At 50.9% G+C, this 21,680-nt stretch carries 18 protein-coding genes; 7 read left to right on the top strand and 11 right to left on the bottom strand.

The genetic code is table 11. The features are described 5' to 3' along the window. Positions 1-142 precede the first annotated feature (142 nt). Positions 143-2,134 (bottom strand): OmpA family protein, encoded by a 1,992-nt coding sequence (locus ACW9SV_RS01340; protein WP_479554936.1) that lies wholly within the window; start codon positions 2,132-2,134, stop codon positions 143-145. A gap of 195 nt (positions 2,135-2,329) precedes the next feature. On the opposite strand from ACW9SV_RS01340, the gene lon reads away from it, so the two are divergent. The 5 genes from lon (at position 2,330) to ACW9SV_RS01315 (ending at position 9,489) form a co-directional block, all read left to right on the top strand. Then, positions 2,330-4,828, top strand: coding sequence for an endopeptidase La (gene lon / locus ACW9SV_RS01335; protein WP_479554935.1), 2,499 nt, complete (start codon positions 2,330-2,332; stop codon positions 4,826-4,828). Between the two features lie 24 nt (positions 4,829-4,852). Beyond that, positions 4,853-5,899 (top strand): type IX secretion system protein PorQ, encoded by a 1,047-nt coding sequence (gene porQ, locus ACW9SV_RS01330; RefSeq protein WP_479554934.1) that lies wholly within the window; start codon positions 4,853-4,855, stop codon positions 5,897-5,899. Between the two features lie 269 nt (positions 5,900-6,168). Beyond that, on the top strand, positions 6,169-7,575 hold the full coding sequence (gene hslU / locus ACW9SV_RS01325) for an ATP-dependent protease ATPase subunit HslU (RefSeq protein WP_479554933.1): 1,407 nt from the start codon (positions 6,169-6,171) through the stop codon (positions 7,573-7,575). Positions 7,576-7,858: 283 nt separating this feature from the next. Continuing rightward, a complete protein-coding gene (locus tag ACW9SV_RS01320) occupies positions 7,859-8,584 on the top strand; it encodes an SDR family NAD(P)-dependent oxidoreductase (RefSeq protein ID WP_479554932.1) in 726 nt (241 codons plus the stop codon). Positions 8,585-8,697: 113 nt separating this feature from the next. Continuing rightward, on the top strand, positions 8,698-9,489 hold the full coding sequence (locus tag ACW9SV_RS01315; protein WP_479554931.1) for a S1/P1 nuclease: 792 nt from the start codon (positions 8,698-8,700) through the stop codon (positions 9,487-9,489). A gap of 110 nt (positions 9,490-9,599) precedes the next feature. Here ACW9SV_RS01315 and ACW9SV_RS01310 read toward each other — a convergent pair whose 3' ends face one another. Beyond that, entirely contained in the window at positions 9,600-10,673 is a 1,074-nt protein-coding gene (locus tag ACW9SV_RS01310; RefSeq protein WP_479554930.1) for a hypothetical protein, read from the bottom strand. Between the two features lie 380 nt (positions 10,674-11,053). Here ACW9SV_RS01310 and ACW9SV_RS01305 point away from each other — a divergent pair, with 380 nt between their 5' ends. Further along, complete coding sequence (locus ACW9SV_RS01305; protein WP_479554929.1) at positions 11,054-11,428, top strand: hypothetical protein; 375 nt, start codon at positions 11,054-11,056, stop codon at positions 11,426-11,428. A 139-nt stretch (positions 11,429-11,567) separates the two neighbouring features. Here the strand turns inward: ACW9SV_RS01305 and prfB are convergent. Next, positions 11,568-12,645 (bottom strand): peptide chain release factor 2 gene (gene prfB, locus ACW9SV_RS01300; RefSeq protein ID WP_479554928.1). Its coding sequence is split into 2 segments (ribosomal slippage): positions 11,568-12,584 and positions 12,586-12,645, totalling 1,077 coding nucleotides; the frame shifts between segments, so codons are not numbered across the junction. A gap of 262 nt (positions 12,646-12,907) precedes the next feature. On the opposite strand from prfB, the gene ACW9SV_RS01295 reads away from it, so the two are divergent. Then, complete coding sequence (locus ACW9SV_RS01295) at positions 12,908-13,168, top strand: hypothetical protein (protein ID WP_479554927.1); 261 nt, start codon at positions 12,908-12,910, stop codon at positions 13,166-13,168. A gap of 37 nt (positions 13,169-13,205) precedes the next feature. Here the strand turns inward: ACW9SV_RS01295 and ACW9SV_RS01290 are convergent, their stop codons facing one another. The 8 genes from ACW9SV_RS01290 to bshA all read right to left on the bottom strand — a co-directional run bounded on the left by ACW9SV_RS01290 (position 13,206) and on the right by bshA (position 21,673). Next, positions 13,206-14,276: a branched-chain amino acid aminotransferase gene (locus tag ACW9SV_RS01290; protein WP_479554926.1), complete on the bottom strand. Its 1,071-nt coding sequence runs from the start codon at positions 14,274-14,276 to the stop codon at positions 13,206-13,208. A 59-nt stretch (positions 14,277-14,335) separates the two neighbouring features. Beyond that, positions 14,336-14,887 carry a cob(I)yrinic acid a,c-diamide adenosyltransferase gene (locus tag ACW9SV_RS01285; RefSeq protein WP_479554925.1) on the bottom strand — a complete coding sequence of 184 codons (552 nt, stop codon included), beginning with the start codon at positions 14,885-14,887 and terminating at the stop codon, positions 14,336-14,338. Then, a complete protein-coding gene (locus ACW9SV_RS01280) occupies positions 14,884-15,618 on the bottom strand; it encodes an ABC transporter ATP-binding protein (RefSeq protein ID WP_479554924.1) in 735 nt (244 codons plus the stop codon). Before ACW9SV_RS01280 ends, ACW9SV_RS01285 begins: the two co-directional genes overlap by 4 nt. A gap of 11 nt (positions 15,619-15,629) precedes the next feature. Further along, the gene (locus ACW9SV_RS01275) at positions 15,630-18,680 is read right to left on the bottom strand and encodes a tetratricopeptide repeat protein (protein ID WP_479554923.1); all 3,051 of its coding nucleotides are present in this window, start codon (positions 18,678-18,680) and stop codon (positions 15,630-15,632) included. A gap of 6 nt (positions 18,681-18,686) precedes the next feature. Further along, a complete protein-coding gene (gatC, locus tag ACW9SV_RS01270; RefSeq protein WP_479554922.1) occupies positions 18,687-18,974 on the bottom strand; it encodes an Asp-tRNA(Asn)/Glu-tRNA(Gln) amidotransferase subunit GatC in 288 nt (95 codons plus the stop codon). Continuing rightward, positions 18,922-19,716 (bottom strand): lysophospholipid acyltransferase family protein, encoded by a 795-nt coding sequence (locus ACW9SV_RS01265; protein WP_479554921.1) that lies wholly within the window; start codon positions 19,714-19,716, stop codon positions 18,922-18,924. The genes gatC and ACW9SV_RS01265 overlap by 53 nt, the downstream gene beginning before the upstream one ends. Before the next feature lie 134 nt (positions 19,717-19,850). Then, positions 19,851-20,429: an NUDIX domain-containing protein gene (locus ACW9SV_RS01260; protein WP_479554920.1), complete on the bottom strand. Its 579-nt coding sequence runs from the start codon at positions 20,427-20,429 to the stop codon at positions 19,851-19,853. 107 nt (positions 20,430-20,536) lie between these two features. Beyond that, on the bottom strand, positions 20,537-21,673 hold the full coding sequence (gene bshA, locus ACW9SV_RS01255; RefSeq protein ID WP_479554919.1) for an N-acetyl-alpha-D-glucosaminyl L-malate synthase BshA: 1,137 nt from the start codon (positions 21,671-21,673) through the stop codon (positions 20,537-20,539). Between the last annotated feature and the right edge of the window lie 7 nt (positions 21,674-21,680).

The following is a 21,680-nucleotide window of genomic DNA, read 5'->3' as shown; positions in this document are numbered from 1 at the left end:
TACTTTCAGGAAAGTACCTTTCTAATGGATTTACTCGGAAGTCGATCCAAAAAAGAGTAGTTAGTTTATAACTAGAAGCGTTTGGGGGCTGTTTTCATGAAAACAGCCCCCAAACGCTTTTTTTGCTCTTAGTAAAAGTAATTTACCAGTCTCCCCCGCCGGTGCCCCCTTCCTTAGGTTTGATCAGCTTGAATTCAACCCGGCGGTTTACGGCGCGGTCTTCTATGGTATGTTCTGGTTTAATAGGCTCTGAACTGCCTTTGCCAATGGCGTCAATCCGGCCAGGAGAGAGACTTCCTTTGGTTTCCAGGTACTTCTGGATGGAGACGGCCCGCCATTGGGAAAGCTCCAGGTTGGCATTGGGGTCCCCGCTGCTGTCGGTGTGGCCTTCAATGCTGAGGCGTACCTGCGGGTGGTCTACCAGGAACAGTACAATCCTATCTAAGGTAGACTTCATGGCTTCCTTGATCTCGGCCTTGCCCTCATCAAACTCCAGGTTCTTGAAAATAAGGGGGATGCTGTAGTCAATGAGGCTGGTCATGATCTTCATCACGGTGTCTTCTTTGAGGTTGATTTCCTTTTCAATGGAGAAGAAATCAGAGCTCTGGATGAGCATCATGTAGCGGCTGTTATCAATAAGGTCAAAGTCAAAAGAGCCGTCCTCGCGCAGGTATTTAGAGGCTACCTCAATGCCGTTGTCCAGGTCAATGATGGAGATAATGCCGTTTAGGGGCTTGTTTGTCACAGAGTCCATCAAAACACCCGTGAGCTTGGTCACCGCCAGGGGGTGTGCCTCCATGGGTAGCGGGAAGGAGAACAGATCCAGGTTCTTGAGGTCGGTGGGTTCTGAGCGGGCGTAGTACAGGTTGGTGGAGTTGGCGTTGATGGTAAAGTAGTACTCGCTGCCTTTTCCGTTCACCAGCGGCCCAATGTTGCGGGGCTCCTGCCAATTGCCTTTGATGCGGTACGCCTTGTAAATATCAAAATCCCCAAAGTTGAGCAATTGCCCGCGCGAGCTGAAGTACAGCACCTGGTACAATGGATGGAAATAAGGACTTACCTCGCTCTCGCGGGTATTCACAATAGGGCCTAAATTCTGAGCCGGGGCCCATTGCCCGTTTTTGCCTTTGTAGGTGAAGTAGATATCGCTCATGCCAAAGCCGCCCAAACGGTCAGAGGCGAAATAAAGCGTGTCTTCCTGCGGCGAGAGGGTGGGCTGGGAGTCCCAGGCTTTGCTGTTCACATTGGCACCCAGATTTTTGAGCTGACCCCAAGAACCATCGGCTAAACGCGTGGCCGAGTAGATGTCGCAATTGCCCAAGCCATCGGGGCTCTCGCAGCGGGCAAAGTACAGGGTCTTGCCGTCGCGGCTGAGGCAGGCAGAGCCCTCGTTATAGATGCTGTTGATGGGTTTGTCAAAGGCCTGGCCATCCTGCCAGAAACCGTTCTCATTGCGTGAGAAGTAGAGGTCTTCGTCGGTACCGGTAGCTTTCACGCCCTTGCGGCGGGAGGTGTAAATGAACAGGTCCTCGTCTGAGTGTACGGCCGGGCCGTAATCTTCCACCTTAGAGTTAATGGCATCGCCCATGTTGGTGTACACGCCGCGCGGGGGCTTAAACGTGCTTACAGACTTTCGGTACTCCACCAGTTCATAGTAGTACTTCAGGGGCACGTACAGGTCTTTGTTTTTCTGCTCCAGGGAGTCATAGTACTGTTGTACCTGCCGGATATCGGTGCGGTGGTGTTTCAGAACCAAGCGGTAATAGGCTACGGCTTTCTCGCGCTGGCCCATTCGCTCATAAAGCTGTCCCAAACGCCAAAGAAGTTTCGTATCTTTATAAAAATTGTCAATCCCGAAGTTGCCCACGTACTCCGCCAGAAGGGGAAGCACCTTGTCCCAGGCCTTCTTCTTCTCCAATTTCAGAATGGTTTCATACTTAGATTTCTGATAGTAATAGGGAATCCGGTTGATATTAGGAAAATTCAGGACAATCTCGGCCTCCGGGGCTTTCTTCCGGAGTGAGTCAGTAACAGGCCGTTGTTTAAGACGAAGGGCAGGTTTTGTTTGTCCCAGGGCCGAAAAGCCCAGAACCAGGGAGAGCAGGAGAGTCAGAAAAGATCCAGTACGCAACATAACAGAAAGGGCATCTGAAAAGCATTATTTCAATATGCAGTACCAAATGTACTTCTTTCTGTGATGAAATTAACCCCATTCTATAGATTTCCGGTGATATATTGGCACAGGACTTGACAAGTATATATATTAAAGACAAACAACAGAACCGACGGGAGGATTGCTGTCATATTGGCATTCTCTGAGACACGACGTATGAATTATACCCAAGAGAACCTACTACAGCAACTCATGTTGTCCGACTTGTCTGACGATGGAAATGGCGATATTATCTCCATCATCACCTCAGAACTGGACGACTCAGAGGGTGCTGAAAAAAATAACCCCGATACTTTACCACTGTTGCCTGTTAGAAACACCGTGTTGTTTCCGGGAGTGGTATTGCCCATTACGGTAAGCCGGAAGAAATCGGTGCGGTTGGTGCGCAAAGTCTACCGCGGCGACAAAACCGTGGGCGTAGTGGCCCAAAAGAACATGTCGGCCGAGGAGCCTACCCCAGACGATTTGTTTGAGGTGGGTACCATGGCCAAGATCCTGAAGATGCTGGTGCTGCCAGACGGTAACACCACTATCATCATCCAGGGCCAGAGCCGTTTCAAGGTGGAGGAAGTTACCCAGGAAGACCCGTTCATGGTGGCCAAGGTGTCGTATTGCCCAGAGACGTTCCCTAACCAGAAAAGCAAAGAGGTGAAGGCTTTGGTAGAGTCGCTGCAAGAGGCGGCCGCCAAAATCCTGAAGCTGAACCCAGAGATTCCGCAGGAAGCCCAGGTGGCACTGGATAACATTGACAGCCCAAGCTTCCTGACGCATTTCCTGTCCTCTAACATCAACGCCGAGGTAGCCCAGAAGCAGAAACTGTTGGAGATTAACGATGGCGTGGAGCGTGGCACTACCTTGCTGCAACTGATGATGCGCGAGATCCAAATGCTGGAAATCAAGCAGGAAATCCACAGCAAAGTACACACGGATATTGACGAGCAGCAACGGGATTATTTCCTACGCCAGCAGATCAAGGTCTTGCAGGATGAACTGGGCATGGAAGGCCCCGAGCAGGAGGTGGAGAAAATGCGGGCCACCGCCGCCAAGAAAAAGTGGTCTGAAGTTGTTGCCAAGCACTTCAGCAAGGAACTGGATAAGTTGAGCCGCCTGAATCCGCAGGCCGCCGAGTACCCTATTTCCTTGAATTATTGCGAATTCCTGCTGGACTTGCCTTGGAGCGAGTTCACCAAAGATAACTTCAACCTGAAGCGCACCAAAAAGATCCTGGATACTGACCATTACGGTCTGGAGAAAGTGAAGGAGCGCATTCTGGAGTACCTGGCCGTGCTCAAGCTGAAGAACGACATGAAGGCGCCTATTTTGTGCTTGTACGGACCTCCGGGCGTAGGCAAAACCTCGCTGGGCCGTTCCGTAGCCAAAGCCTTAGGCCGGAAGTACGTGCGCATTGCCTTAGGTGGGGTGCGCGATGAGGCCGAGATCAGAGGCCACCGCAAGACCTACGTGGGTGCCATGCCGGGCCGCATCATCAGCCAGATTAAGAAAGTAAGTTCCTCTAACCCCGTCATGATCCTGGACGAGGTAGACAAACTGACCTCTGATTTTAGAGGTGATCCGTCTTCAGCGTTGCTGGAGGTGCTGGACCCTGAGCAGAACCATACCTTCGTAGACAACTACCTGGAGGTGGAGTATGACTTGTCTAAAGTCCTGTTCATCGCTACGGCGAACTCCCTGGATACCATCCACCCGGCCTTAAGAGACCGGATGGAGATTATTGAGGTAACCGGCTACACCGTAGAAGAGAAAACCGAAATTGCGAAGCGTCACCTCATCCCTAAACTGAAAGAAGACCACGGTCTGCAAGCCAAAGACGTGACTTTGTCTACGGCGGCCATCCAGAAGGTAATTGAGGACTATTCCCGTGAATCGGGGGTACGGAACCTAGAGCGTAAATTGGGCGCGGTTATCCGGAACATTGCCAAATCCAAAGCCATGGAAGAGGAGTGGCCGGCTAAACTGGAACCAAAAGACGTAGTGCGCATCCTGGGGCCAGAGATCTTTGATAAAGAACTGTACCAAGATAACGAAACCGCGGGTGTGGTGACAGGCTTGGCCTGGACCTCCGTGGGCGGCGATATTTTGTTCGTAGAGTCTTTGTTGAGCCGCGGCAAAGGCAAGCTAACTTTATCCGGTCAGTTGGGCGATGTAATGAAGGAATCAGCCATCACGGCGGTTTCTTACCTGCGGGCCCACGCCGATGAGCTAGGTATTGACTATCGTCTTTTTGATCAATACGACCTGCACATCCACTTCCCCGAAGGGGCTGTTCCGAAAGACGGACCAAGCGCCGGTATCGCTATCTTTACCTCTATCGCTTCGGTGTTTACCCAGCGCAAAGTGCGGTCGCACCTAGCCATGACGGGGGAGATTACCCTGCGCGGCAAAGTATTGCCGGTGGGCGGCATCAAAGAGAAGATTCTAGCGGCCAAGCGGGCGGGCATCAAAGATGTGATCTTATGCTATAAGAACCGCAAAGACGTGGAGGAGATCTCAGCGCACTACATTGAAGGCCTGAACATTCACTACGTGGACCGTGTGGACGAAGTGTTGGAGATTGCCTTGCTGGAAGAGAAAGTGGCCAAGCCGCTGGATCTGCGCGTGCGCGAGGAAGCAGTGCCCGCCAAAGTAGAAAGCTGATTTAAGCCTATTCCCCGAGAAACCATGCAGAAACGCCTTTTCCTTTTGGGACTACTGTTGGTTGCCTCCGTGCAACTGGCTACTGCCCAACTGGGAGGGCGTTATGTGTTTCGGTTTCTGGATGTGCCTTCGCATGCCCGGATAGCCGCTCTGGGGGGCGTCAACGTTTCATCCGGGTTAGAAGACGTGAACGCCGTGACCGCAAACCCTGCGCTAATGCACGGCAAAACGGACAAGCATTTAGGCCTCACGTATCTTAATTATCTGGCCGACGTTAGCCAAAACAACCTGAACTATACCTTTGACAGCAAGCGTTGGGGGCGTAACGCCGTTGGCATTCAGTACCTGGATTATGGCACTTTCACCCAGACCAATGATGCAGGCATAGAAGAAGGAAGTTTCAAGGTGCGGGATTATGCGGTTTCTTTGTCGCACGCGGCTACTATTGAGCATTTTACCCTGGGTGCAACAGCGAAACTGGCCATCTCCAGCATGGCCGGAGACCAGGCGGTAGCTACCTTGGTAGACATCGGCGGTACTTTCAAGCACCCCCAGCGGGATCTGGTAGTGGGGCTCGTCATCCGGAATCTGGGTGTGATGCTGAAACCCTATGATAGCGGTGAGCGGGAAGACATGCCCTTGGATATCCAATTAGGGGCCAGCTACAAACCAGAGCACGCCCCGTTCCGGCTATCGCTCACGGCGCATCAACTGCAACGCTTTGACATTGTGTACCTGGACCCAGACAAACCCGGCACCTTGGACGAGAACAACGAAGAAGTAAAAGAGAAAAAGACCTTTGGCGATAAACTGGCCCGACATTTTGTAGTAGGTGGGGAGTTTATCCTGGGGCCGGGCTTTCAGTTAAGGGGCGGCTATAACCATCTCAGAAGAAAAGAACTGGTGGTAGAGAACGTAGGCGGCATGGCCGGGTTTTCCTTTGGGGCATCGGTGAAAGTACACGCCTTCCGGTTTGAGTACACCTATGCCAAGTACCACGTGGCCGGCGCCAGCAATTACCTCACCCTCAACACAGATTTAAACAAGTTCCTGAAAAAGAACCTGGATTAACGGTGTGAAGCGTTGAAGAAGTGGAAATCTGGGAAGGTAGCAGCTGTTTTAGCCCTATTTTTGGTAAAGAAGCAGCAAACCATAGCCTCTTGCCGGAGTTCTCACCAACAACTTTCTGCATAGGACGTTTAGGCAGGTGAGGACCTGTCCACAATAAGTTTAAATAAAATTAACCGGTGTTTCACCGTTTTTAAAGAAAGATAATTCAGTTAAAGAATGAGTCGCCTTTTATACATACAAGCACTCATTCTCTCAATCACTCCATATATATGTTAGATCCAACCAAGTATTTAACCCCCAGCCAGATTGTAGCCGAGTTAGATAAATATATCATTGGGCAGCATGACGCCAAACGCAATGTCGCCATTGCCCTGCGTAACCGCTGGCGCCGCATGCACGCAGACCCAGCCATGCAGAAAGAGATTGTTCCCAACAATATTCTCATGATTGGTGCCACCGGGGTAGGGAAAACCGAGATTGCTCGCCGTTTGGCCAGCATCGCCGATGCTCCTTTCACCAAAGTGGAAGCCTCTAAGTTCACCGAAGTGGGCTATGTAGGCCGTGATGTGGAAAGCATGGTGCGCGACCTGGTAGAACAGGCCGTGAACATGGTGAAAACCCGCAAAAAAGAAGAAGTAAAACAACAGGCCGCCTTGGTGGTGGAAGAGGTCATCTTGGATGCCCTTATTCCACCCATCAGCCAACCCGGCAACCGCGACATGGTAGGCTTCGGAGGCAACAACCACACAACTTCCGGGGTGCCTGAAAGCGACATGGAGCTCAATGAGCGCACCCGCGAGCGATTCAGGGAAAAGATCCGGAACGGAGAGTTAGAGGACCGTAAGATTGATATCAAGGTATCACAGCATCCTTCTTCTGGAGTAGGCGTGGTAAGCCCGGGCATGGACGAAATGTCCATGATGAACATCCAGGAGATGATTGGCAACATGATGCCTAAAAAGACCAAGAAGCGGAAAGTAACCATTGCCGAAGCCCGCAAAATTCTTTTAGAAGAAGAGGCCGCCAAACTCATTGACATGGACGAGGTGAAGGAAGAAGCCATCTCCAAAGCCGAGAACGCCGGGGTAATCTTCATTGACGAGATTGACAAGGTCGCCAGTGCCAGCAACAAAGGCGGTGGTGGCCCAGATGTAAGCCGCGAAGGCGTGCAGCGCGACCTGCTTCCTATCGTGGAAGGCAGCACCGTGAACACCAAATACGGCGTCATCAAAACCGACCATATCCTGTTCATCGCGGCGGGTGCGTTTCACGTGGCCAAGCCCTCAGATTTGATTCCTGAGTTACAAGGCCGTTTCCCCATCAGAGTGGAACTGCAGAGCCTCAGCAAAGACGACTTCTACCAAATCTTGAAGTTCCCGAAGAATGCCTTGACCAAGCAGTATGAAGAACTGCTGAAAGCCGAAGGCGTGGAACTAAGTTTCACCGATGAGGCCCTCCGTAAACTGGCTGAAATCTCTTTTGATGTGAATGCCGAGGTAGAGAACATCGGTGCCCGTCGTCTGCACACCGTCATGAGTCGTCTGCTCAACGATATCCTGTTTGAAGTGCCAGACACCATTCCGCCCAATGCGCACCTCATGATCACCCCAGAACTGGTAGAGGAGCGCCTCCGTGACATGGTGAAAAACCGTGACCTGAGTCAGTATATTCTTTGATGTTTCTGTCATCCTGGAATAATTTCGTGGGCGAACAAGTAGAAGGCTTTAAATAAGCGTGACTAGCCTTGAACGGAACCAGAAATATTATCCAATAAAGATCCGCTACCTAACAAGTAGCGGATCTTTCGTTTTCGGTCTGTTTTACTAAAGTTACCATGGAATAAGGATGAGGGATTGCAAAAGGACAACGGCTTATCTAAAACTCAGTAATCTTACTTTTGCGTATGACCTTTAGTGATGCCCATTCCAAAAGTTGAATTGTGATTCCTAATTCAAGAATATGAACTACTACATTATTACCGGAGCAAGCCGAGGTTTAGGGAAAGCCCTTGCATTGGCGTTGTTAGAAGACGAGCAGAATTGCGTGGTGGGAGTTTCCCGGAACAGCACCATTAGCCATGCCCGCTACCGGCACCAACCGCTGGACTTCTCTGACATTGCCGGGGTAGAGCATAACCTGCACAAGGTGTTCACGCCCTTTGATGATGCGCAGCGGATTGTCCTGGTGAACAACGCCGGAGTAATTGGCGAGATTGGCTACGTAGGGCAGAGCAAGAACGAGCATTTTGAGTTTGTCTTTGACGTGAACGTGATTGTGCCCGCCATGCTCATGAACATGTTTCTGCAAAGCTACCAGCACCGGCAATGTGAAAAAATGATCGTGAACATCAGCTCAGGGGCGGGGCAGAAAGCGAAAGATGGCTGGGCGGCCTATTGTGCCTCCAAAGCTGCGTTGGACATGCTGTCGCAAACGGCCCAACTGGAGCAGGACCAGTTAGGAACAGGTTTGCAGGTATTCTCCTTGTCCCCGGGGCTCATAGATACCGAGATGCAGGAGCAAATACGAGAGGCTAATGCAGAGCAATTCAGCAGTGTGCAACAGTTCCGTGATTATAAAACCCAAGGTGCTCTGGTTTCGCCTGAGGAGGTGGCCCAGAAAGTCATCAGGCTGATGGAGGAGCCCAGTCTGGCCAAAGGAGTAGTCTGCTCAGTGCGTGATTTCTAAAGCGTTTAAAGCTTCCTTTTGCTAAAACAAAGCAGAAACAGAAGCCGAAGTATGGCGACCGGCTTTTTTGCCCTACTTTTGCGCCTTTCCTTTTCATACCATCTTACACCAGCATGAGCGCTTTAAAAAAACTGATCGTATTCTGCTTTTTCCTGTACCTGCCGTTCCAGTCCATGGGATGGGGCATGATAGGGCACCGTATTGTAGGCGAAATTGCGGATCGTCATATCTCCTCCAAGGCCAGAAAGAACATCCAGAAAATCTTAGGCAATGAATCTATCGCCATGGCCAGCAACTGGCCCGATTTCATTAAATCGGATCCCAGCTTCAACTACCTGGATACTTGGCATTACATCAACCTAAAGGAAGGTTTGAGCTTTGAGCAGGTGGAGAAACATCTGCATGCCGATACCGCAACCGATGCCTACACCCGCCTCAATTATTTGGTAGCCGAACTGAAGAAAAAAGACTTGGCCCCTGAGAAAAAGCAGATGAACCTGCGCCTTCTGATCCATATTGTGGGCGATGTGCACCAACCCATGCACGTGGGTAGACCCGAAGATTTAGGCGGAAACCGCGTGCGCCTAGAATGGTTTAATCAGCCTACCAACCTGCACCGGGTTTGGGATTCACAGTTGATAGAGTACCAGCAACTAAGCTACACCGAGTACGCCACGGCCATCAATTTCGCTTCTAAGGACCAAGTGAAGACCTGGCAAAAGCAATTGGCGCCGGTATGGTTTTTTGAATCGTACCAGATTGCCCAGCAGCTTTACAAAGGCATTACCAAACCAGAGGAAAAACTGAGCTACCGGTATAACTTTGATTACGTGCAAACCCTGAATGACCAGCTCCTGAAAGGTGGCGTGCGTTTGGCCGGAGTATTAAACGAGATCTTCGGGTAATCAGAAAAACCTAGGGGAAGGCTGCTTTCAGCCTGTTCTCTCAGAAACAACAAAAAAGGTGGACTCTCTTTGGAAAGAGAGTCCACCTTTTTTGTTGTTCATCTTTGTGGTTAGGGCTTGATTTTAAGCTCCCGTAATTCCTTGTCAATTTTTTGGTTCCAGCGTTCCTGCGCCATCCGGTTCAGGCCGTGGCTGGTCTCACCGTCATACTGCTTTTGGAGCCGGTCCATCTCCCAGAGAGCTTCCAGGTATTGGTAGCGGATAATGCTTTCGTAGTCTTCCAGGTTCAGTTTCTCGGGGCGCAGGCGCTGCTTGTAGTGCTCAGAAACCAACTTGAGAATATCAAAGTGGCGCTGCTCGTGGTTCAGGGTGTACTCCGTTTTAGACTCAGGTAGCACCTTAGATAAGTTGCGCAAAATGTAGGGTTTGGTGGACACCCGCACATGAATGACGCCATTCTCCACCTTAGACGAAATATCATTGGAGAGCCCCGGGAAAATGGATGCCGCAAAGTTGCCCGATAGTCTGGAACCTCCTTTGAAATCGCTCCAATTCAAAGGCCGGGCTGGGTCATAGAACAGCGTATCATCGTCTTGGTGCAGTTTGTAGTCCTCAAAGTGGACTTGTATCTCACGAGCCAGTTTCTCGTTGTGCGGCACTTCTTTCTCCATCCAGGTGGTGAGGTACCGCAGAGATTCAGACAAGGTCTTTCTGAGGGTAGGCTCTACCATGGAGGCATTGTTTACCAGACGGGCATAGCGAGCCCCGCTTTTGTAGTCAAAAAGGTGCAGTTTTTTGCCTTCCCGCTGCACCTCAAACCCCGCCGTGATCTGGATCTGTCCCTCTACACGTCCGGCTACGGCTGGCTTTTCAGTAACCTGGTATTCTTTCAGCCTCATAATTATGGGCCGAGATTTTACATTATGGGAGAAACTCTCTTTGATGTACTTCTTGATCGCCACTATGCTACCGCCCTGGAAATCCACTGCTTTGGGTGCGGCCGTAGGAGCCGCCGCGGAAACTACCGTACCGATGCCGTTGCTCTGGCGCTCGTCTACCACATCCGCTATGTAGAACTCCTTTGTCTGGAAAGGAAGTTGTTCAGATTTAAGCACCAAAGGTTCTTGCTTAGGCGTAGGCTGGCCCGCCCCACCCATGATCAATGGTAGGGTAAGGAGTAGCATCCAGATAGAAAGGCGTTGAGGCCTAATTATATTTCTAACCCTTTGCAATAGGGAAGCTAAAACTTGCAGGTTCATTTCTAAAAAGGTGAGGATCTGCTACTCTGGAAATTAGTAGCTCTGTTTTTTGAACAGATAGGCAACTTGAACGGTTCAACCTTAACCCTCAAAGCCGGCTTTAATTGGTCCGTTCTTCCGGGCTTATTCGTTTTTAAAGGTCTTTTCTGGGAAGTGGCTGTAAATCAAAAGGAAGGCTTAGAGCTGGACCTGCATTTACGTTAGTAAATCGTATAATAACATGTTCCTAGTTGTTCTGGAGGAGAACTTTGGAAAGTTGCTGCTACTTCATTACTTTATAAACAGAAGCAAAAATTTGTACCGATATGAAAACATGCGTGCTTATTGTTCTGAGCCTCTTCTATTGGACCGGCGCAGCCTTCGCCCAAGCGCCCGCCGATAGCTCTAAGACCTCCCAAACGCCTCCCGAGTTTTACCGCTTTAAGCTGAAAGACCTGCCCAAGGATTTCAAGTTGAAATGGCAAACCCCTGATAAAAACAGCTTGGATGCTCTGAAGCAGTTGGCTAAACCAAAGGCCTCCACCGCAGAAAACGAAACCGCATTCTATAGCAATATGCCGATGGCGACCTTCAAGGGGAAGTCAGATCCAATGCCTTCCGCTAAAGCGGATGATTCGTCTGTTCATTATCATCTGCTTAAGAAACGTTACAAGGTTTTGCCACTTCCTTCTGAGCAGTAATCAGTTGCAAAGTAGATGACAGAAGAGAAAAGACCCGTACAATTTGGGGCTTGTTTCTGAATAACGATCTTAAAACGAGAACGCCTTCCTGCAGCTACTGCGGGAAGGCGTTCTCGTTTATTCTGATGGCTAGGCAGCTTTATGCTTGCATCAGGAATGCTTTGATATAATCATCCAGGTCACCGTCCAATACATTCTGCACATCAGTGCGCTCTACGCCAGTTCTGATGTCTTTGACCAGTTTATAGGGGTGCAGCACATAGTTCCGGATCTGTGAACCAAAGTCGATGCGTTTTTTGGTGCTCTCCACTTTGTCACGCTCCTCGTTCCGTTTGTTGATCTCAATCTGGTAGAGCTGCGATTTCAACATCCGGATGGCGTGTTCCTTGTTCATGAGCTGCGAGCGCTCAATCTGCACGGCAATGGTGATGCCCGTAGGTTTGTGCCGCAGGCGTACCGCGGTCTCTACCTTGTTTACGTTCTGGCCACCGGCCCCACCCGCTCGGTACGTGTCCCACTCAATATCGCCGGGGTTCACGGTAATCTCAATGGTGTCATCTACTACCGGGTAAGCGAACACCGAGGCAAAGGACGTGTGGCGTCTTCCGCCGGAGTCAAAAGGGGATATGCGTACGAGGCGGTGTACCCCAATTTCGGCTTTCAGGTACCCGTAGGCAAAATCTCCATCAAACTGCAGCGTAGCTGATTTGATACCGGCACCTTCGCCCGGTTGGAAGTCTATTTGTTTCACTGAGTAGCCTTTGCGCTCACCCCACATGAGGTACATGCGGTACAGCATCTCGGCCCAGTCCTGGCTTTCGGTGCCACCCGCGCCGGAGTTTACTTCCAGCACAGCACCCAGTTGGTCTTCCTCGTTGCTAAGCATCCGCTTGAATTCCAGGCCTTCTACTGTTTCTTCGGCAGCCTTGAACTCCGCGGAAATGTCTTCCTCAGACACTTCACCTTCTTTGTAGAAGTCGAAGAGCACTTCTACGTCATCCACGGCTTTGGAAGTGTTTTCAAAATCATCGGTCCAGGTCTTTAGGCTTTTGGCTTCCTTTAAAACCGCTTCGGCTTTCTTAGGGTCATCCCAGAAGTCTGGCGCGATGGATTGCTTTTCAATGGCAATTACTTGTTCTTTCTTGGTATCGTAGTCAAAGATACCTCCTCAACGCCTCTACTCGGCCTTTCAATTCTTTGATTTGTTCTTGGGTCATATTCAGGGGTTGCTAATTGTAAACAGGTGAATTAACCGTGCTTGCAAAGATACTAGTTATAAGGAAAGTTGGCGGAAAAGGTTCTGGCGCAAGACAGAAGGATCCATTTGGCAGATGGTGGACACTTTAGGTCGTTAGTGATATCATTGAAAAGGGTGGGAATTTCCTGAGGCTATCGCCTCACTGCAGTTGCAAACTGCAGACAATGGTAGGTCCAAGTCACAGACTTGAACCATGAAAAAAAAAGTTGAAAACTTGAACCATGGAAAATGGTGGCTATGCAACCTCAAGTTTGAAGATCCTTTTTCCAGTCTTCCGGTTGAGCGCCTTTGTTTTAGACCTGGTGCCGCAGGCAGGCCTACTGGCCAAGGCTAAAACAGAAGCGCGAAGCCGGAAGACGAGGCCTCGCGGCCTTGAGCGCACCAAAGCCAAGTTGCAACAATGCAAGCCTGAAAAATCCAATCAACCCAAGCGAAGCCAAACTCTATTAAAAGGAAAAATCCGTTTCAAAGCTGTTTATTAAAAAACAACCCTGAAACGGATTCTTAAAAAATTTACTACTATACCACCGGCACTACCCATCCATGCGGATCAGGTGCTAAGCCGTAGCGGATATTATCCAGCTCAGTTGAGATTTTATTGGAAAGCGCTCTATCGGCAACTGGTGGTAGCATCATTTCCTCGCCTCTGAAGGTGATAGACTTGATGTGCGCAATAGTAGCCGCAGTTCCGGTGCCAAACGCGTCTTCCAGTTTACCGGCCTGGTAGGCATCTACAATTTCCTGCACCTTAATGCGTCTTTCCTCTACCGGAACGCCCCAGTCGCGGGCCAGTTGCAGCACGCTGTCACGGGTAATACCAGCCAAGATGGAAGTGCTCAGGGCAGGCGTGATCAGTTTCCCATCTATCACGAACATCACGTTCATAGTGCCGGATTCCTCAATATAGTTGTGCTCACGACCATCGGTCCAGATGATCTGGTGATACCCTTCCTCGTGGGCCAGTTTTGCAGGCAGTAAAGAACCGCCGTAGTTACCAGCCGCCTTGGCGAAACCAAAACCGCCTTCCACGGCACGGGTGTACTGCTCTTCTATTTTCACGCGCACCGGTTCAGCGTAGTAACCACTGGCTGGGCTGCAGAAGATCATGAACTTGTATTCTGTGGACGGACGTACGCCCAACAAACCCTCAGACCCGAACATAAACGGACGGATGTACAAGGAATATCCCGGACGTTGCGGAACCCAGTCCGCATCCAGTGCCACTAGTTGTTTCAGGCCCTCCATAAAAATATCTTCAGGAATCTCAGGCATGCACAACCGAACGGCTGATTTATTCATTCTGGCCCAGTTGTCCAACGGACGGAACAAAACTACTTTACCTTCCTGGGTTTTATAGGCTTTCATCCCTTCAAACATTGCCTGCCCGTAGTGTAGGGCGGCCGTTGCCGGGCTCAACTCAATGGGTCCGTAAGGAAGAATACGTGGCTGTTGCCAGGCACCGTCTTTGAAATCAACCTCCAGCATGTGGTCTGCGAAAACTTTCCCAAACTGCAGGTTTTCCAAGTCAAGGTCAGCTAATTGGCTGGCTGTGGTAACGGTGGTATGAATAGAGGTGGCTTCTGTTTGCATAGGTTAGGTGTGTAGGTAAATAGTATACGCAATTCTGGTAATTCTGAATAAAAAAAGCCTCACATACGAGGCTTCCAAGTTATTTCTTTTACTCCTAATTCAAAACCGATAGCGCGACTTAACACAAAGAGAAAGTCTGATAGCCGGTTAAGGTATTGCACCACCAGGTCATCTACGTGCGATTCTTCCTGCAAGGCAATCACCAAACGCTCGGCGCGGCGACAAACCGTGCGGGCCACGTGGCAGAAAGAAACCGCCGGGTGCCCACCTGGTAAAATGAAGTTACGGAGCGGCGGTAATTGGGCATCCATTAGGTCCATCTGCTCTTCCAGCAGTTGAATATCGCCTTGGTGTAAATCAGGAGTCTGCACTTTGCCTTCTTTCACCGGATCAGTGGCCAAAGTAGAGCCGATGGTAAATAGCCGGTCCTGGATTTCAGAGAAAAGATCTTGCCGTTTCTGGTTTACCTCCTGGTCGCGGACTACCCCAAGAAAGGAATTGAGCTCGTCTACGGTGCCGTACGCTTCAATACGAAGGTGTGATTTTTTGACGCGGGTACCACCAATGAGAGAGGTTTCTCCCTTATCGCCGGTTTTGGTGTAAATTTTCATTCAGTGATATTCAAAGCCGCTGCTTTTAAGGCAGGAACCGTAATGTTCTGGTTTAAGATGTCAGACTCAATGAGTCCGTCGCGCAGGCGCACAATGCGATGGGCGTAATGGGCAATATCGTCTTCGTGGGTCACCATAATGATGGTGTTCCCTTTGGCGTGCAGATTCTCAAACAAGCCCATAATCTCGTAAGAGGTTTTGGTGTCCAGGTTACCGGTAGGCTCATCGGCGAGGATGATACTAGGGTCATTCACCAAAGCGCGCGCAATGGCTACGCGTTGGCGCTGCCCCCCGGAGAGCTCATTAGGTTTGTGTTTAGCCCGGGAACCCAGCCCCACGCTGTTCAAGGCTTCCATGGCTTTCTCCTCCCGATCGGCTTTCCCGTAGCCAGCGTAAATTAAGGGCAAGGCCACGTTGTCTAGGGAAGAGGAGCGGGGCAGCAGGTTGAAGGTCTGGAATACGAAGCCAATTTCTTTGTTGCGCACGGTAGCCAGCTCATTGTCTACCATGTTGCTTACATCATTGCCGTTGAGGATGTACGTGCCCGAGGTAGGAGTGTCCAGGCAGCCCACAATGTTCATGAGTGTTGATTTACCCGAGCCGGACGGACCCATGAACGCCACGTACTCGCCTCTTTTTATCTCAATGGAGATAGACCGCAGGGCATGAATGGTTTCATTTCCCATTTGGTAAATCTTGGAGATTTCCTCGGTTTTGATGATGGTGCTCATACGGCTTTGAGTTATTGCCATTCCTGCAGTAGCGCTTCGCTAGCTTGCAATTGGGGCTCTATTTCTTTTCTAAAAGTAAGGTATTCCTGAGGACTTACCAAAGGTTCCAACTGCTCTAGGCCCTGCAAGGCGTAGTCACGCAAGCCCTGATTTAAGGCTACTTTCACATAAGCCTTTCGCAACGTCACCGAAGTAGGATTGTACCCGATGCCTTCCAACAGCAGGTCATACGCCCGCATGGGTTGCTTCTGCGCCACAAAGAAATCAGCGGCAGCCAGTTGCCCGGCCTCAAACCAAGGGGCCCGCTGCAGCAGTTGGTTGAAAAGATTAGTCGCCGCCTTGGCGTTATTATTACGCTGCGCCAATACGGCCTGGTAATAAAGTTTTGACCCCACGTCTTGTGGAGCAAAATAGAGCTTGGGCAGTTGTGCGGCTAGTTCCTGGGCCTGCCCGTTCTTCAACCACAACTCGGCCTGCAGGATGTTGGCTTCTGATTTCAGGCTGTTTTTAGGAAAACTAGCCGGAAAATGGATGCGCAACAGGTTTTGGGCTGTAGTAAAGTTATTCTCCTGTAGGTATCTTCTTACCAGAGGCAACGCAGCCACTGGCGCCAACCCTGGCGTGGTGATGGTGTTGGCCACACTCTCTACCTGAGGTAGCGGCAACGAAGCGGCTTTCAGTTGCAGAAACTGTATCTTCAGGGAATCTGGGGCAGTAGCTGCCTGGTCAGGAGTCAGTTGAGTAGCAATGGCTACTTGGGTGGCAGCTTTCCGCTGGGCAACATCCGGGAAGTTAGAGTTCCCCAAAGCAATCTCGGTGGCCTGACCGTAATTGCCAGCCAGGGCGGAAGCGACCACAGCATGCAGGTGCGCGTCACGGTACCCAGCCTGCCGGGCTTTCTGGAAATAGTCTGCCGCTAGCGGGTACAATCTGCCTTGCATCATCCATTGGCCTAAGATATCATAGTAGTACCCCGCCGTTCCGCCGCTGTTAGCCGCCAGAAACTCCAGGGTGGCTTTTGCTTGGGTGGGTTGCGGCCTTGAATAAGTGCCTTGGTGCAGCAGAAGCGATTTAATCAAGGTCAGGTCGTCCAGGAATGATTGGTTTTCTTCTTGCCGGAGCATCGCATTCAGGGTAGTGAACGTGCCGGTGCTGTCTTTACCCGTTCCGGGGAAAAGCTGCCGGTTATAGAAGCTAGCAAATGTTTGCGTGTTCAAAGTACTGTCCTGGGCCCAAGCGGGGATGTTTTGCGGTTTGGCTCCCCCTAAAGCCAAGGAAATAGCCATTCTGTTCGTGAGCAGGGGACCGTAAACCCCAGTTGAGTACCGGTTGGCGAACTCTATGGCCTGTTTTGAAAAGCCATGGCTAGCCAAATAAGCCAATTGATTGGCTTGGATTACCTCAGGTTCTTTGCTTTGTTCCAGGGCAGCATCCAGGTAAAACCCAGCCGAGTCGGCAAAGGCCGTGGTGCCGTACAGCAGCCCCAGGTTGTTCAGGAGCGGAGCGTGGATAGGAAACTGCTTCACCGCTTCCTGCAATACCTTCAAATGGTCAAATAGGTCAGAGGAGGAGGTGAAAAGGTTAGCCAGGCGTAAGTATCCTTCCGGCGAAGGTCTTCTTTCCAGAGCCTCCTGTAAGCGGTTCATTTCCAGGGTACGCATACCTCCCTGATGGTACATGTCTGCCAAGGAGAAGCTGGAGCGTTGATTGTTTCTGGACTGAACACTGGCCTCGTTATAGAATTGCTCGGCCAGCAGGGGCTGCTCTTCGGTTTGGCGGTAAACGTCGCCCAGGTAATTGTAATAACCCGCCTGGTGCTGAAAATACAAGGCATAATTGCTCCGGAGCACCATTACTACCAGCAGCACGGTACCCATCAAGTAAACGGTGAAGTAAGGAAGTTGCCTTGGGTCATACACTACTTTGTACACCCGCAGCTTCTGTTTGATTAGTGGCCCGAAGTTCACCAGCACGTAGATAAAGAAGGCTACGCCATAGGCCAGGTGCGTGGCAATAACGGCACTGCGGTAGGCTTGCACCAAAGGGTCATTAGCCAACAAAAAGGCGTACGCCAGGTTCAAGAAGGTAAGCAAAGCCAAAACCAGGTACAACGGAGCGGCCTCGGTCTCGAACCGGAAAAACTTGGCGTAATGCCCTTGCCGCTGCTTCAGTCCCCAGAGACCTACCAGTGCCGAGCATAGGAAAACCAGAAGTGCATCCAAACCGGTGAACTCAAACTGGATCATGCCCGTCTGGCGCAGGTACAAGAGTAGCAGATTCCCGAGGTACAGTAACCCGATCAAAACAAACTGCACCAAGCCAAAACGACGTTGGGGTTGCTGCGCCTGCGTGTTAAACCAAAGCAACCCGTGCAGGTTCTCGTACGCCACCAACACCATGAACAACACCGATGCCACAAAACTGGCCAGGGTGCTGTAATTGACCACGTGCAAGGCGGTGAGCGGCGCCGGAAGCGGTGAAAAGTGAAATAGGGCCAGGCTTAAAAGAAGAACCAGAACTGCGAAGAACAGGAACCGACCTAAGAATGATACCCGGGTCCAGAAGGCCTGGAAGAGAAAACTTCCAAAGCCAAGGCAAGCCAACGCGATAAGCAGCAGCAGGCGGCTGGTCCCGGAGAAAATCTCCAGCAAGTCCAGGTTAAAGGTAGACAGCCAGAGCATGCCCAGCGTCACCGCCACATAATACGGGATGCGCTTCAGGGTGCTGGCAAGCGTCCAGAAAAAGGCGAGGGAAACGGCCAGGCCTACGAAATAGGTCCAGGTAGCCCAAAGTGGAAGTTGCATATCGCCGATGGCGTAGCGCTCCGTCACTAGGTACGCGTTCACTTCCACGCGCATAGGCGTGAGCAGGGGAGAAGAAGGATTGAGATGGGCCTCGGCCGGGAACAATTCTGCTTGCTTCTCCAGCGGAAACACCAACTGCTGGCCTTGGAAATACCCGTAGATGCTTAAACCTACAGTACCCAACACCAGCAGTGTCAAAAGGAAATACAGGAAACGGCGGCCGGGCTCCACCGCCGGCCAGAACGGGAAAAGCTTCATTCAGGCTTACTCCAGTACTTTAGGAACCCGGAAATAATCAGAATCCTTGCGCGGGGCCAGACGCAGAGCATCTTCGTGACGCACCGTGTTCTGCGCTGTGTCTTCGCGCATGACGTTCAACTCTTCCGAGATGTGGATGAGGGGCTCCACGTTCTGCGTATCCAGCTGGCGGAGTTGGTCAACCCAGTCTAGGATATTATTGAGGTCTTTGAGCATTTCCTGCTCTTTGGTTTGGTCAAACTCAAGCCGGGCTAAGTGCGCCAACTGACGTAGGGTTTCTATGTTCGTGCTCATGGTTTTTCTTGTCTAATGTGTCTTGAATGAGGGTGTAGGTCTGCTCTTTCAGCGTCTCCAGGTCCCGCATGGTAAGGCCTTGGGTAGAAATAGGCCGGTGAATGATCATTTCCAGTGGATGGTACCGGATAATGAGCTTGCCTTTTACATCTGGTAAAAACAGGTGGTTGTACGGCATGGTAATGGGTACAATAGGCACTTGCTTTTCGATGGCCAGCTTGAAAGGACCGTCCTTAAAAGGCAAAAGGGTCCGGCCAGAATCTGGTGAGATTTTGCCTTCGGGGAAGATGACCACACTGCGGCCGGCTTCCAGGCTCTGTTTGCTGGCAATGTAGGCCTTTGCGCTGCTGATGGGGCTGTCCCGATCCACCGAGATGTACAAGGCATCATATATTTTGCCCCACAACGGCACTTTGGTCAACGACTTCTTGCCCACAAAATTCAGGAAACCAGGCACGGCTGCCAGAATCATAGGAATGTCTATGTAAGAGCTGTGGTTGGGCGCGAAAACGTACCGTTGGTTAGGGTCCAGCTGCTCTACGCCCTTCACCGTCACAGGCATCAGGTACATGCGGAGCTGAAACTTAGACCAAAGGCGGTTCAGGTGGTGGGCGTGTCTCAGGCGGTTAGGCTTGGAAATAAGCACCCTGAAAAGAGGATACGAGGTAATAAACGGTAACACAAACCAGGCGGTGCACCACACCGCATACGCCTTTTTGCCGATTCCTTTTAACCTGTTCATCTTTCCCAAAATTACTAATAATTAAGAAAAGCACCATAGGTGCACCCAGCAAAGCCCTTTCAGGTCTGTTCCCAGAAAAACGGCTTCAAAACGGCAAACGCTCCTTAGGCGCACTTAGTGCCAATACCGGACCTTTATTTAGGCCGGCGGGTTAAAAGAATCTTCTCAGCTTTAAGCAAGCCGGCAATGCTGATGGCATCGGTGATCTCGCTGTCCATGGCCATGCGCACGGCCTCGTGTAAAGGTAACTTCCAGATTCTTAGGTCTTCTGTTTCTTCAAATTCCGTGTCGCCGGCGGTCAGTTCCTCGGCCAGGAAGATGAAGCCTTCTTCATCGGTCACGGAGTTGGACGTATGGATGCGGCCAATGTTGGTCCACTCGGCGGCGGTGAAGCCGGTTTCTTCCTTCAGCTCCCGCTTCGCAGACTCCAGCGGATCTATCCCTATCGGTCCTCCGCCCATAGGGATTTCCCAGGAGTACTCGTTAACGGTGTAGCGGTATTGCCCCACCAGCCAGGTGTTGCCCTCGTCATCAATGGGGATGATACCGATGGCTTTGTTTTTCATGGAAACCACGCCGTAAATGCCCCGGCCGCCGCCCGGATTAATCACCTGCTCTTCGCGCACGCTGATCCAGGGGTTGCTGTAAATGGGGGTAGACTCCAGGGTAGTCCAGGGGTTTTCTAGCGAGTGTTGGGGTTTTTCAGAGCTCATGCAGAGATGCTTTTAAGACCGTAGAGATAAACTGCTTTCTGGCTCTTTTTCTAGAAATAGCGCCAAAGCAGTCGTATTGATTTTGAAATGGAAAGTAATTTGGTAAGCTACACTTGGGTACGAACAGCCTCAGCGGCTTGGAGATAGACGTCTTCGTACATAGGCACGATTTTGCCAATCTCAAACTCTTTGGCGCGGGCCAGCGCGTTAGCTTTAAAGGTAGGCAGTTGATCGTCCTGCAGCAGGAACAAGGTGTTCTTGACCATGTCTTTCACATCGCCCACATTGCTTACAAAACCAGTAACGCCGTGCACGTTCAGTTCGGGTAAGCCCCCGGCATTGGAAGAAATAACGGGTACCTCGCAGGCCATGGCCTCTAATGCGGCCAACCCGAAACTTTCTTTCTCGGAGGGCATCAGAAAGACATCGGCGATGGAAAGTAATTCCTCCACGGCTTCCAGTTTGCCTAAAAAGCGAACATCCTGGCAAATGCCTAGTTTACGGCAGAGGTTCTCCATTTTTGGGCGCTCGGGTCCGTCACCCACCAGAAGCAGCTTGCTCGGCATCTTTTCCCGCACTTTGGAGAAAATCTTGATGACATCACCAATGCGCTTCACCGCCCTGAAGTTGGAGGTGTGCACCAGCAGTTTCTCACCAAAGGGAGCGATAGCCGATTTGAAATGCTCCTTTCGCTGCTTCTGGAAACGCTCCAGGTTGATGAAGTTAGGGATAACCACGATCTCCTTGTCAATGGGGAAGTATTCGTAGGTTTCCTTGCGCAGGTCCTCAGAAACGGAAGTTACCGCGTCAGACTGGTTGATGCTGAAGGTCACCACCGGCTCATAGGAGGCATCTTTTCCTACCAACGTGATGTCTGTGCCGTGCAGCGTGGTGATAACCGGAATCTGGATACCCTTGGTCATCAAAATCTGCTTGGCCATAAACGCCGCCGAGGCATGCGGAATGGCGTAGTGCACGTGCAGTACATCCAGACGTTCAAACTGCACAATATCTACCATCTTGCTGGCCAATGCCAGTTCATAAGGCGGATATTGGAAAAGGGGGTAATTGGGGATATTGACTTCGTGGTAAAATAAATTCTCGTTGAAGTGGTCCAGCCGGGCGGGCTGGCTATAGGTGATAAAGTGCACTTTATGCCCTTTCTGGGCCAGGGCTTTCCCCAACTCAGTGGCCACCACACCGCTACCACCAAAGGTAGGGTAGCATACAATTCCAATCTTCATGTGCGTA

The sequence above is a fragment of the Rufibacter sp. JT20002 genome (assembly GCF_056491185.1).
This window is presented reverse-complemented; position numbering and strand designations above follow the sequence as displayed.

Bases quoted from the DNA above. Each gene is read 5' to 3' on its own strand.
- ACW9SV_RS01340 (WP_479554936.1), bottom strand. From the start codon at position 2,134: ATGTTGCGTACTGGATCTTTTCTGACTCTCCTGCTCTCCCTGGTTCTG.
- lon (WP_479554935.1), top strand. From the start codon at position 2,330: ATGAATTATACCCAAGAGAACCTACTACAGCAACTCATGTTGTCCGAC.
- porQ (WP_479554934.1), top strand. From the start codon at position 4,853: ATGCAGAAACGCCTTTTCCTTTTGGGACTACTGTTGGTTGCCTCCGTG.
- hslU (WP_479554933.1), top strand. From the start codon at position 6,169: ATGTTAGATCCAACCAAGTATTTAACCCCCAGCCAGATTGTAGCCGAG.
- ACW9SV_RS01320 (WP_479554932.1), top strand. From the start codon at position 7,859: ATGAACTACTACATTATTACCGGAGCAAGCCGAGGTTTAGGGAAAGCC.
- ACW9SV_RS01315 (WP_479554931.1), top strand. From the start codon at position 8,698: ATGAGCGCTTTAAAAAAACTGATCGTATTCTGCTTTTTCCTGTACCTG.
- ACW9SV_RS01310 (WP_479554930.1), bottom strand. From the start codon at position 10,673: ATGCTACTCCTTACCCTACCATTGATCATGGGTGGGGCGGGCCAGCCT.
- ACW9SV_RS01305 (WP_479554929.1), top strand. From the start codon at position 11,054: ATGAAAACATGCGTGCTTATTGTTCTGAGCCTCTTCTATTGGACCGGC.
- ACW9SV_RS01295 (WP_479554927.1), top strand. From the start codon at position 12,908: ATGGAAAATGGTGGCTATGCAACCTCAAGTTTGAAGATCCTTTTTCCA.
- ACW9SV_RS01290 (WP_479554926.1), bottom strand. From the start codon at position 14,276: ATGCAAACAGAAGCCACCTCTATTCATACCACCGTTACCACAGCCAGC.
- ACW9SV_RS01285 (WP_479554925.1), bottom strand. From the start codon at position 14,887: ATGAAAATTTACACCAAAACCGGCGATAAGGGAGAAACCTCTCTCATT.
- ACW9SV_RS01280 (WP_479554924.1), bottom strand. From the start codon at position 15,618: ATGAGCACCATCATCAAAACCGAGGAAATCTCCAAGATTTACCAAATG.
- ACW9SV_RS01275 (WP_479554923.1), bottom strand. From the start codon at position 18,680: ATGAAGCTTTTCCCGTTCTGGCCGGCGGTGGAGCCCGGCCGCCGTTTC.
- gatC (WP_479554922.1), bottom strand. From the start codon at position 18,974: ATGAGCACGAACATAGAAACCCTACGTCAGTTGGCGCACTTAGCCCGG.
- ACW9SV_RS01265 (WP_479554921.1), bottom strand. From the start codon at position 19,716: ATGAACAGGTTAAAAGGAATCGGCAAAAAGGCGTATGCGGTGTGGTGC.
- ACW9SV_RS01260 (WP_479554920.1), bottom strand. From the start codon at position 20,429: ATGAGCTCTGAAAAACCCCAACACTCGCTAGAAAACCCCTGGACTACC.
- bshA (WP_479554919.1), bottom strand. From the start codon at position 21,673: ATGAAGATTGGAATTGTATGCTACCCTACCTTTGGTGGTAGCGGTGTG.